The sequence below is a fragment of the Streptomyces sp. NPDC000410 genome, from assembly GCF_040300305.1.
Lineage (GTDB): Bacteria > Actinomycetota > Actinomycetes > Streptomycetales > Streptomycetaceae > Streptomyces.
Genome location: NZ_JBEPDM010000062.1, coordinates 21,156 through 32,378, shown reverse-complemented (window position 1 = coordinate 32,378; position 11,223 = coordinate 21,156). Strand labels below are relative to the sequence as shown.

Annotated in this window: 11 protein-coding genes; 9 read left to right on the top strand and 2 right to left on the bottom strand. The window is 72.0% G+C overall.

The features are described 5' to 3' along the window. Window positions 1-99 precede the first annotated feature (99 nt). Window positions 100-528, top strand: a complete 429-nt coding sequence (locus tag ABT342_RS34055) for a UCP032817 domain-containing protein (protein WP_351582341.1) — start codon at window positions 100-102, stop codon at window positions 526-528. Window positions 529-596: 68 nt separating this feature from the next. Beyond that, window positions 597-980 carry a hypothetical protein gene (locus tag ABT342_RS34050; RefSeq protein WP_351582339.1) on the top strand — a complete coding sequence of 128 codons (384 nt, stop codon included), beginning with the start codon at window positions 597-599 and terminating at the stop codon, window positions 978-980. A gap of 273 nt (window positions 981-1,253) precedes the next feature. Here the strand turns inward: ABT342_RS34050 and ABT342_RS34045 are convergent, their stop codons facing one another. Then, window positions 1,254-3,083 (bottom strand): ABC-F family ATP-binding cassette domain-containing protein, encoded by a 1,830-nt coding sequence (locus ABT342_RS34045; protein ID WP_351582337.1) that lies wholly within the window; start codon window positions 3,081-3,083, stop codon window positions 1,254-1,256. After that, a complete protein-coding gene (locus ABT342_RS34040) occupies window positions 3,076-4,713 on the bottom strand; it encodes an ABC-F family ATP-binding cassette domain-containing protein (RefSeq protein WP_351582335.1) in 1,638 nt (545 codons plus the stop codon). Before ABT342_RS34040 ends, ABT342_RS34045 begins: the two co-directional genes overlap by 8 nt. A 500-nt stretch (window positions 4,714-5,213) precedes the next feature. On the opposite strand from ABT342_RS34040, the gene pqqA reads away from it, so the two are divergent. From pqqA to ABT342_RS34005, 7 genes are all read left to right on the top strand, one after another. Further along, window positions 5,214-5,321 (top strand): pyrroloquinoline quinone precursor peptide PqqA, encoded by a 108-nt coding sequence (gene pqqA / locus ABT342_RS34035; RefSeq protein ID WP_351582333.1) that lies wholly within the window; start codon window positions 5,214-5,216, stop codon window positions 5,319-5,321. 32 nt (window positions 5,322-5,353) lie between these two features. Continuing rightward, window positions 5,354-6,076, top strand: a complete 723-nt coding sequence (pqqC, locus tag ABT342_RS34030) for a pyrroloquinoline-quinone synthase PqqC (protein ID WP_351582330.1) — start codon at window positions 5,354-5,356, stop codon at window positions 6,074-6,076. Then, complete coding sequence (gene pqqD / locus ABT342_RS34025) at window positions 6,073-6,345, top strand: pyrroloquinoline quinone biosynthesis peptide chaperone PqqD (RefSeq protein WP_351582328.1); 273 nt, start codon at window positions 6,073-6,075, stop codon at window positions 6,343-6,345. Before pqqC ends, pqqD begins: the two co-directional genes overlap by 4 nt. Next, window positions 6,338-7,432: a pyrroloquinoline quinone biosynthesis protein PqqE gene (gene pqqE / locus ABT342_RS34020; RefSeq protein ID WP_351582326.1), complete on the top strand. Its 1,095-nt coding sequence runs from the start codon at window positions 6,338-6,340 to the stop codon at window positions 7,430-7,432. Before pqqD ends, pqqE begins: the two co-directional genes overlap by 8 nt. After that, window positions 7,429-8,325 carry a pyrroloquinoline quinone biosynthesis protein PqqB gene (gene pqqB / locus ABT342_RS34015; RefSeq protein WP_351582324.1) on the top strand — a complete coding sequence of 299 codons (897 nt, stop codon included), beginning with the start codon at window positions 7,429-7,431 and terminating at the stop codon, window positions 8,323-8,325. The genes pqqE and pqqB overlap by 4 nt, the downstream gene beginning before the upstream one ends. 274 nt (window positions 8,326-8,599) lie before the next feature. Next, complete coding sequence (locus tag ABT342_RS34010; RefSeq protein ID WP_351582322.1) at window positions 8,600-9,634, top strand: helix-turn-helix domain-containing protein; 1,035 nt, start codon at window positions 8,600-8,602, stop codon at window positions 9,632-9,634. A gap of 311 nt (window positions 9,635-9,945) precedes the next feature. Further along, a complete protein-coding gene (locus tag ABT342_RS34005; protein ID WP_351582320.1) occupies window positions 9,946-11,214 on the top strand; it encodes an SGNH/GDSL hydrolase family protein in 1,269 nt (422 codons plus the stop codon). Window positions 11,215-11,223 lie beyond the last annotated feature (9 nt).

Here is an 11,223-nt window from a genome sequence, read left to right as displayed (position 1 = left end):
CATCTACGGCGCACCGCATGCAGCCATACCCAGAGCCCCTGGGTCCACCGATCTTACGAATGATCAGTTCAAACCCACCACTGAAAGGTAGGGCATCGCATGACCGCTCTCGCAACGGAACTGGTCCACGGGCGCACGCTCGTCGACCCCGCACTGTTCGACCGGCTCACCGACTTCTGCGCCGAGGAGTACGGCATGGAACGGGGCGTCGCCGAGCGCGTGATGGATCAGGGCCTGGCGTTTCTGGAGACGATGGGCCGCACCGGTGAGGGTCTGTCGCCCTCGCAGAAGGTCGACCCGGCGTGGCACACGTTCATGCTGCACAGCGCCGAGTACACGGCCTGGTGCGAGGAACGCTACGGCCTGTACATCCACCACGCCCCGAAGTCCCGGTTCCGGGACCGAGCCGCGATGGTCGACGTCGTCGGCAGGATCCGCGCGGCCGGCTATGTGGTCGACGAGTCCCTGTGGGACATCAAGGCGGACTGCAACGCGCCGACGTGCTGCGGCGACGGCCCCTGCTGCTGAGTGACCCGTCCAGGGCGGGTCGTCGCAGTTTCGGCGGCCCGCCCGCTCGACACAGAACGGAATCCCCGGTGCCCACCCAGCCCGAAGAGATCAATAACAGCAGCCGGGTGACGCTCTTCCCCCTGGAAGGCCTCACGGTCGCGTACACGACACGGTCCAGCGACGAGCGCGGCCTCGGCGACATCGGCATCGTCGCCGTCACCGCCCCGGACACCGCCAAGGGCGAGGACCTGTGGACCCTTGCGCGGAGCATGTGGGCGAGGACGTCCAACAGCCAGGAGGAGGCCCGGTGGATCCTCACCCAGGCCAGCCGGGCCCGGATCGTCCACGCCTCTGCGTACGAGAATCTGCCCGACGTGAAGTGGACCGCAGACCTGACTCGCCGGTTCCATCTCGACGCGCTCTTCGCCAATCACGAGATCTTGGCCACCGGCCGCCTCACCCTTGCCTGATGTCTGGCGAAATGAGGTCCCCGTCCGCGCCTGTCGCCGATCGGGCGCGGACGGGTCCAGGCCCCACAACCGGTCTGGCCGACAGGGGCACCACGCCACCCGCTCGAACCCGAGGCCCCGGAGAAATCCCGTCGCATCGCCGACCGGGGCGGGCCTCCCCGCGGTTCACGCGTCGGTTTGAGCGGGCCTGAGCGGCCCCGGCCGGCACACCCCGTCCCAGCCGGCCCGGGCTGGTCAGCGCCACTCCGAGCCGGCCGGGGCTGATGAGCGCCACTAGTCCGGGCGCACCAGCCGCCCGCCGGACAGCTCCAGGAGCCGGTCGCGGTGGTGCTCGCGCAGAGCGCGGTCGTGGGTGACCATCACGACGGGGCCCGTGAAGCGCTCCACCGCCTCCAGGAGCTGCTCGACGAGCACCAGGCTGAGGTGGTTGGTGGGCTCGTCGAGCAGCAGCAGGTGTGGCCGCCGGGCGAAGAGCAGCGCGAGGTCCAGGCGCCGCCACTGCCCCACGGACAGCCGGTTCGCCGGGGTGTCGAAGTCCTCGGGACCGAACAGGCCGAACCTGGTCAGCTCGGCTGCGGCGTCCTCGGCATGGGCCGCGCGGCGCGCGGCGAAGCAGTCGAGGAGACCGCGCCGCTCCGCGCCGAAGTCGCTGTCCTGCGGCAGATAGCCGACGCGCAGCCCCGGCACGCGCTCCACCACCCCGGCGTCCGGGGCACGCTCGCCCACCAGTACAGACAGCAACGTCGACTTGCCCGCGCCGTTCGGACCGCTGATCACGTACCGGCTGCCGGCGGCCAGCGCCAGGTCCGTGGCCCGCAGGACCTCCCCGACGGCCAGGCCGGTGGCCCGCAACAGCACGCCGTCGGCCGGCTCCGGGATCTCGCCGGCCGGGTCCGCGGCGTGCGGGGGAGCGAACTCCAGGGGCTCCGGCGGACGCGGTACCGCCTCCTCGACCAGGCGGCTCAGATGCAGTTGGGCGGCGCGGCCCGTACGGGCGACGGCCCGCTCGGCGCCGCTGCCCGCGGCGTCGTAGGACAGCTTGTCGTTGTCGGCCCTGCCGCTGAAGACGCGCCCGCCCGAGCGGGCGCGGTGCAGCCGCCGCCGGGCCTCGGCCAGTTCCTTGCTCCACTCGCGGTACCGCTGCCACCAGCGCTCCCGCGCCGCGGCGCGCTCGTCGAGGTAGTCGCGGTAGCCGCCGCCGTGGCGCACGGTGGAGCCGTGCGGGCCGTCCAGGTCGACGACGGCGGTGACGGCCGTGTCGAGCAGCACCCGGTCGTGCGAGGCGATCAGACACGGACCCTCGTACGACGCGAGCCACTGGACGAGCCAGTCCACCGCCCGGTCGTCGAGGTGGTTGGTGGGCTCGTCGAGCAGCAGGCCGGCCGGTTCGCGCAGGACGAGCGAGGCCAGGGCCAGCCGGGCCCGCTCACCCCCCGAGAGGGTCGCAACGCCGCGGGCCCGGTCGAGACCGGCCAGGCCGAAGACGTCGAGGACCTCACCGATGCGGGCGCCGAGCGCCCAGCCGCCGCGGTGGTCGAACTCCTCCTGGAGGCGGCCGTACTCCTCCAGCACCGCATCGATGTCGCCCTCGCCGGACGACATCCGCGCCTCCGCCGCGCGCATCCGCGCGGACAGCTCCCCGATCCGGGCGGTCGCCCGTGCGAGCACGTCCTCGATGGTGGAGCCGGCCGGGAAGTCCGGCTGCTGGGGCAGGAAGCCCACCTGGCCGGTCACCGCGCGCACCACCTGGCCGCGCTGCGGGGTGAGCTCGCCGGCGAGGGCGCGCAGCAGGGTGGACTTTCCCCGGCCGTTCTCACCGATCAGGCCCACCCGCTCGCCGTGGGAGACCGTGAGCGACACATCGCGCAGCACCTCGCGGTGCCCCAGCGTGCAGTGCAGGTTCTCGGCGAGAAGGTGCGCCGAGCGGTGGTCGGCGGACAGGACGTCCTGTCCGCCGGTGGGGTCCGAGGGGTGCGAGAGGTGTGACGGGTGCGAGGGTTGCGACGGGTCCGAGGGGGCCGAGGGGTCCGAGAGGTGGTCCGAGGGGTGCGACGGGTACGAGTGGTCCAGGGGGTACGAGTCGTGCGAGGCCGCGTCACTCATCGCCCGGCGCCCCCGCCTCGTACAGGCGGCCGTCGGCCATCCGCAGCCAGCGGTTCACCCCGATCTCCTTGATGAACCGCTCGTCGTGGCTGACCACGACGAACGCCCCCTCGTACGAGTTGAGGGCCCCCTCCAGCTGCTCGACGCTGTCGAGATCGAGATTGTTGGTCGGCTCGTCGAGCAGCAACAGCTGCGGCGCCGGCTCTGCGCCCAGCACACAGGCCAGGGTGGCGCGCAGCCGCTCACCCCCCGACAGCGCCCCGACGGGGAGGTGCGCCGCGGACCCGCGGAAGAGGAAGCGCGCGAGCAAATTCATCCGCTCCGCCTCGGGCTTGAGCGGCGCGTAGTCGGCCAGGCACTGCGCGACGGTGCGGTCCAGCGGCAGGGTGTCGAGGCGCTGGGAGAGATACGCGATGCGCCCCTGCGCCCGCTTGAACTCGCCGTGCTCCGCCTCGAGTTCCCCGCTGATCACCCGTAGCAGGGTGGACTTGCCGGCGCCGTTGTGGCCGGTCAGCGCGATCCGCTCCGGCCCTCGGATGGTGAGGGCGACGCCCTCGCCGGCGAAGAGCTCCCGCTCGCCGTACCGGACGTTGATCCCCTCGCCGAGGAAGACGGTGCGTCCCGCCGGGACCTGGGTGTCGGGCAGCTCCAGCGAGATCCTGCGGTCGTCCCGCAGTGCCCGGCCTGCCTCGTCCAGCCTGGCCTTGGCGTCGGAGAGGCGCTGGCTGTGCGTGTCGTTCGCCTTGCCCGCCGACTCCTGGGCGCGCCGCTTGAGCGTGCCCGCGGCCATCTTGGAGATGCTGCCCTTGCGGGCGGCCTTGGCGCCGACACCGGCCCGGCGCGCGGCCCGCTCACGAGCCTGCTGCAACTCCCGCTTCTCCCTCTTGACCTGCTGCTCGGCGGTACGGATGTTCTTCTCGGCGGTCTCCTGCTCGGCGCGCACGGCCTCTTCGTAGTCGGTGTAGTTGCCGCCGTACATCCGCAGGTCACCCGGTTCGAGCTCGGCGATGCAGTCCATGCGCTCGAGCAGCGCCCGGTCGTGGCTGACCACCAGCAGACAGCCGTTCCAGCTCTCCAGCACCTGGTAGAGCCTGCGGCGGGCGTCCAGGTCGAGGTTGTTGGTGGGTTCGTCCAGCAGCAGCACGTCGGGCTGCTTGATCAGCTGGGTCGCGAGGCCGAGGGAGATGACCTGGCCGCCGCTGAGGGCGTGCAGCCGCTGGGTCAGGGGGACGTCGCCGAGCCCCAGCCGGTCGAGATGGACACGGCTGCGTTCCTCGATGTCCCAGTCGTCGCCGACCGTGGCGAAGTGCACCTCGCTCACGTCCCCGGACGCGATGGCGTCCAGTGCCTCGACGACCGGGGCGATGCCGAGCACCTCGGCCACGGTCAGGTCGCCGGTCAGCGGCAGGGTCTGGGGGAGGTGGCCGAGCAGGCCCTGGACGGTCACGGCCCCGCGGTTCGGGCCGAGTTCACCCGCGATCAGCTTGAGCAGGGTGGACTTGCCCGCACCGTTGGGTGCGACCAGACCGGTGCGGCCGTCCCCCATGGACCAGGACAGGTCCTGGAACACCGGGGTGCCGTCGGGCCAGGAGAAGGAGAGGTTGGAGCAGACGATGCTGGCGTCGGTCATGTACGCATGCCTCGCAGATGACGCGGGCGCACCAAGGCGCCCATAGGGATGGGTGGTCACAGCGCGGGAGCACCGCTGGGGTGGTCACAGCGCGCGGGGGCACCGCCACGGCGCCGCGCACTCCGCGTGCACAGCGGTGGCAGCCGACATCCGGGTATCACCCGGTGATGTCGTCGTCACCCGCGATAACCACGGCTACCTCTCCTCCGTGTACACCATCCGTACAGCACCGTACCAGAGAAGGCCGCTGACACCGGATGAGCCCGGCCACGCGCGAACCGGCCCCGGAGCCACGGACACACGCCTTCACGCACCTTCCGCCGGACGGGCTTTCCCTGAATCATCGCCAATCATCGACTACCGGGCTCGATTCGCGGTCGAGCCCGAGTCGAGAACCGCTCGAGAATCACCGGACCGGACATTGCCGTCCCTTCGCGGGCATCGTTACTGTCGCCCTCGCTCATTCGGAAAAAAACCGTTCTGCGAAAAGGAGTTGTGGCATGCGAACCTCGGTCAAGGAAATCCGCGCCAAGAAGGTATGGCACCGTCCCGATTTTGTCTCCTTCGACACCGGGATGGAAGTCACCGCCTACTTCAGCCGCGACTGACACACCGCCGCAGGAAAGGACGCAGGCATTCGATGTCCGTGACGCGTGAGGCCGACGCCCCCTGGAGCGAGGCCGAATTCCGGCAGGCGCTCCACGCACTGGAGCCGTCGTACTGGGACCGGCACCCGTTCCACCGGCGGATGCACGAAGGGCAGCTGGACAAGGGGGAGCTGCGGCTGTGGGCGGCCAACCGCTGGTACTACCAGCGATGCCTGCCGCAGAAGGACGCGGCGATCGTGGCCAACTGCCCCCTGCCCGACGTACGGCGGCAGTGGCTGTCCAGGATCGTCTACCACGACGGGACGGACGCCTCCTCGGGCGGTGCGGAGAAATGGCTGCGTCTGGCCGAAGCGGTCGGGCTCGAGCGGGACGAGGTGCTCGACGAGCGCCTCGTCCTGCCGGGCACGCGCTTCGCCGTGGACGCCTACGTCGACTTCGCCCGGCGCCGCCCCTGGCTGGAGGCCGCCGCGTCAGGGCTGACCGAGCTCTTCTCCCCGGGCCTGCTCGCCCACCGGCTGGGGCGGCTCAGGGAGCACCACCCGTGGATCGCGGAGGAGGGCTTCGAGTACTTCACCGCGCGGATCGAGGTGGTGGGCCCCGAGGGCCGTTCCCTGCTCGACCTGGTGGTACGGCACGCCGTCACCCGCGAACAGCAGGCGGCCTGCGTCAGGGCGCTGGCGTTCAAGTGCCAGGTGCTGACCGCCGTTCTGGACTCGCTCGACTACCACACGGGAAACGGAGCCCCCCGGTCATGACCAGCCTGCCCGATCCCACTCTGCCGCGCCTGCGGCCCGGAGTCCGGCTGACCAGCGATCCGGCACGCGGTGAGCTGGCCCTGCTGCCCGAACGCGTCGTGATCCTCAACGACACCGCGGCGGCGGTACTCGCGCACTGCGACGGCGCCACCAGCCTCGGCCGAATCGTCGAACGCCTCGCGCAGGAGTACGAGGGCGTCAGTGCCGAGGACGTCAGCGAGCTGCTCCTGCGGCTGGCGGAGCGCCGGGTGGTGGACCTCGATGGCTGATCCGGCCGCCCGTGCCCCGCTGGGGATGCTGATCGAGCTGACCCACCGCTGCCCGCTGCACTGCCCCTACTGCTCCAACCCCCTCGAACTCACCCGCCGCTCCGAGGAGCTGACCTCCGAGCAGTGGTCGGACATCCTCACCCAGGCCCGCGACCTCGGCGTCGTGCAGATGCACTTCTCCGGCGGCGAGCCGCTGGCCCGCCCGGACCTGCCGGACCTGGTGGGCCACGCCCGGCAGCTCGGCGCCTACGTCAACCTCGTCACCAGCGGCGTAGGCCTGACCGCCGACCGCGCCCGGGAACTGGCGCGGCGGGGGGTCGACCACGTCCAGCTCTCCCTCCAGGACGCCGACCCGGTCCTGGGCGACCAGGTCGCCGGCGCCCGGGTGCACGCCGCCAAACTCACGGCAGCCCGCGCGGTCACCGCCACCGGACTCCCGCTCACCGTCAACGTCGTCCTGCACAGAGGCAACATCGACCGGGTCGAGCGGATCGTGGACCTCGCCGTCGGCCTGGGCGCCGACCGGATCGAGCTGGCCAACACCCAGTACTACGGCTGGGGGCTGCGCAACCGCGCCGCGCTGATGCCCACCGCGGACCAACTCGCCACCGCCCGCCAGGCCGTCCAAAACGCCCGCGCGAAGCACGCGGGCGGCCCCGAACTGGTCTACGTGGCGGCCGACTACTACGACGACCGGCCCAAACCCTGCATGGACGGCTGGGGCAACACCCAGCTGACCGTCACGCCCACCGGCGACGTGCTGCCGTGCCCCGCGGCGTACGCCATCACCACCCTCCCGGTGGAGAACGCGCTGCGCCGACCGCTGTCGGAGATCTGGTACGAGTCGAAGGCGTTCAACGCCTACCGCGGCACCGGCTGGATGCGCGAACCGTGCCGCACCTGCCCGGAGCGCCACACCGACCACGGCGGCTGCCGCTGCCAGGCGTTCCAGCTCACGGGCGACGCCGCCGCCACGGACCCGGCCTGCGGCCTCTCTCCGCACCGCTCGCTGATCGACGCGGCGCTGGCGGAGGTCACCGACGGTCCCCCGCCGGCGTTCGTCCCGCGACGGCCGGTGGCGCCATGAAGGTGATCCTGCTCGGCACCGCCGCCGGCGGCGCCTTCCCGCAGTGGAACTGCGCCTGTGCGCTGTGCGCCCGCTGCCGCCGCGGCGAACTGCCCGCGCGCTCCCAGGAGTGCGTCGCCGTCAGCGGCGACGGACGCCGGTGGTGGCTGCTCAACGCCTCCCCCGACATCCGCACCCAACTCCTCGCCGCCCCCGAGCTGGCACCCGGCCCCGGCCCGCGCGACACCCCCGTGCGCGGTGTGCTGCTCACCGACGCCGAGGTCGACCACACCCTGGGACTGACCATCATGCGCGGCGGCACGGGCCTGACCGTGCACGCCGCACCCCCGGTCCGCGGCGCGCTCACCGACGACCTGCCACTGCGCGGCCTGCTGGACCGCTACGCGCCCTGGGACTGGCAGGACAGCACCGTCCCCGGCGGCTTCGAACTGGCCGGCGGGCTCGTCGTCACCGCGCATCCCGTCAGTGCCAAGGCCCCCAAATACGTCGCGAGCCCGGCCCCGGACGCCCCCTGGGTGAGTGCCTACCGCATCGAGGACCCGGCGACCGGCGGAGTGCTGGTCTACGCCCCCTGCCTGGCCACCTGGCCGGACGGGTTCGACGACCTGCTGGCCTCGGCATCCTGCGCCCTGCTGGACGGAACCTTCTTCAGCGCCGGCGAACTGGGGACGGCCGTGCGCTCCCCGGACGCCGGACAGCCCCTGATGGGCCATCTGCCCGTGGCCGGTCCCGGCGGCAGCCTCGCCGCCCTCGCCCGCCATCCGGGCCTGCGCCGGATCTACACCCACCTCAACAACACCAACCCCCTCCTCGACCCCTCCTCGTCCGCCGCCGACGCGGCACGACAGGCCGGCGCGGAGGTTCTGCCGGACGGCAGTGCACTCGTTCTGTGAGCGCCGGCCGCCCTCGAGCGAGTCTCCAGCCATTCCGGCTCCCGGCTCCACGCGATCCGTCACCGGTGAATGCCGAACATGTGTACCGTGCAGAAGCCGGACCGGGAGGCCGTGCGGACGTACGGATGCCATTCGGCGACCTTGCCGGAGCATTCAGAAGCCGGAGCCGGCCCGGCGCCCGCATCCCCGGTTCAGCGGTGCGCCGAAGCATCTGAAATTCGGGAGGAGCTGAGTCAGTCACATGCCCCATTTCCGTGCCCTTCTTCTCGAGTCGGTGCCAGAGGATTCCGACGCCCCACCCATCACGGCGGCTCTGGCAGGGACCCTCGGCCAGGACATCGAATCCGTGCCGATCTCGTCGCTGGTGCCCGGCTACTCTCCCCGCCTGCGAGGGGAGGACGCCGCGCACGTCGCCCGGCTCGCCGAGCTCGACGAGGCGCTTCCGCCGATCCTCGTGGAGCGGTCCACGATGCGGGTGATCGACGGCATGCACCGCGTCATGGCCGCCCGCGCGAAGGGCCGCACCAGCATCGAGGTGCGATTCTTCGAAGGCGCGGCGGAGGAGGCGTTCCTCCTCGCGGTCCGGTCCAACATCGCGCACGGCCTCCCTCTCTCCCGGGAGGACCGCCGGGCCGCGGCCGAGCGCATCCTCGCCCAGTGGCCGCACCTGTCGGACCGGGCGGTGGCACGCAGCGCGGGAACCAGCGCCAAGACCGTGGCGGCGCTGCGGTCCACCTCGGCCGTCGTGAGGGCGGAGGTGAACGCCCGCAGGGGCAGGGACGGCAAGGTCCGGCCGCTGGACGGCGCCGAGGCCCGCCGGCAGGCCGCCGAACTGCTGACGGAGCGCCCCCAGGCCTCACTGCGCGAGGTGGCCCGGCACGTCGGCATCTCACCGGCGACGGTCAGCGACGTCCGCAAACGACTCGCCTCCGGGCGGTCCCCCGTACCGGAACGGGACTCACCGCAGAAGCGGCCCGCCGCCGGCACCAGGAGCTGTGCCAGGACGCGGGACGGCGTGGTCGAGGAGACGGTGGCCGAGGAGACCGTGAGTGTGGTCCGGCCGATCCGCTCGGCGGAAGAGAGGCCGATGGACAAGCTTCTGCGCGACCCGTCACTGCGGCACAAGGACAGCGGCCGCCAGTTGCTGCGCCTGCTGCAACGCAGCGCCGTGGAGCGACGGGAGCTGCTGACGGTGGCCGAGGCGGTGCCGTCGCACTGCCTGGACCTGGTGGCCGACCTGGCGTGGACGTACGCGTCCCTGTGGGCGGAGTTCGCGCGAGAGCTCGGGGGAGCCGACGACGGTGACTGACCGCGTGATGCCGTGCCGTCGCTGAGGCGGGCCCGACGGCCCACAGGTCCCGGGCGGCCCACGGGCCCCGCGACCATCGCCCGGCATCCGGGCGCGCCGAGCACGACCGGCGACGCGCGGCCACCCGGAGCAGCGCTTTCGCTGTCCCGGCGTCTCAAGGCCGAATCGAGGCGGCCTTGAGGGCCGGTCGGGGAGCATCAGCACTGCGGGGTAAGGCAGTTGACCGCCCGACCGCCCCTCGGCCGTCTCCCTACGGTCGCTCGCGTCCCCCGGCCACCCGATGAAAGGCACAATCCGTTATGCGCAGACGCATGCGCGCGCTCCTGAGCCTGCCCCTCGCGGCTCTCGTCTCCGTTCTCGCTCCGGCGCCCGCCGCACACAGCGCCACGGACACGTCCATCGGCACCTGGGCGGCCTCGCCCACCGCTGTGCCCGCCGCCGACTCCACGGTGTTCGAGGACCAGACGCTGCGGCAGAAGGTGCACACGTCCGTCGCCGGGGGCAGCCTGCGCGTGCGGTTCACGAACGAGTTCGGCACGTCGCCGCTGGCGATCGGCGAGGCACATGTCGCCCGCCCGTCGGCGGAAGGTCCGGCGACGGCCATCGATCCCGGCACCGACCGGACACTGCGCTTCGACAGCAGCACATCGACGACCCTCGAACCGGGCACGTACCGCTGGAGCGATCCGGTCGAGCTGCCCACGACCGCGGGCGGCGACCTCGTCATCAGCCTGTATCTTCCGCAGCGCACCCCTGCCGACACCGTGCACTCGTCGGCGTACCAGCGCAACTTCGTGGCGAACGGCGATGTCACGGGCAAGCCCGACCTCATACCGGTCTCGACCACCACGTCGTGGCACTTCCTCTCGGGCGTGGCCGTCGACAGCGGCGGCGGTACGGCGGACTCGGCCCTGGTGACGCTCGGCGACTCCATCACCGACGGCGAACACACCGAGGCCGACGCCAACCACCGCTGGCCCGACCTGCTCGCCGAACGACTGCGCGGGGACCGGCAGCTGGCCGCCACGGGCGTCGTGAACGCCGGCATCGGCGGCAACCGCCTGCTGCGGGACCCGAACCCGGTCCCGGGTTCGCCGGCCGAGTCCTTCGCCGCGTACTTCGGCGAGAGCGGTCTGAAGAGGTTCGACCGGGACGTGCTCGGTCAGCCCGGGGCACGTGCCGTCACCGTCCTCCTCGGCGTCAACGACCTGGGCCAGCCGGGCGTCGCGGCGCCCACCTCCGATGAGGTGACGGCGCCCGAACTCATCGACGGATACCGGCAGTTGATCCAGCGTGCCCGTCAGCACGGCCTGAAGATCTTCGGTGCGACGATCCTGCCCTTCGAAGGCGACACCCTCGGCTACCACACCCCGCAGCGGGAGTCGACCCGGCAGGCCGTCAACGAGTGGATCCGCACGAGCGGCATGTTCGACGGAGTCGTGGACTTCGACGCCGCGCTCCGCGACCCCGACCGGCCCGGCCGGCTGCTCCCCGCGTACAACAGCGGAGACGGTCTGCACCCCAACGACGCGGGCATGGCCGCGATGGCCCAGGCGTTCCCGCTGCGGCTCCTGCGCTGAGGGCCGTCG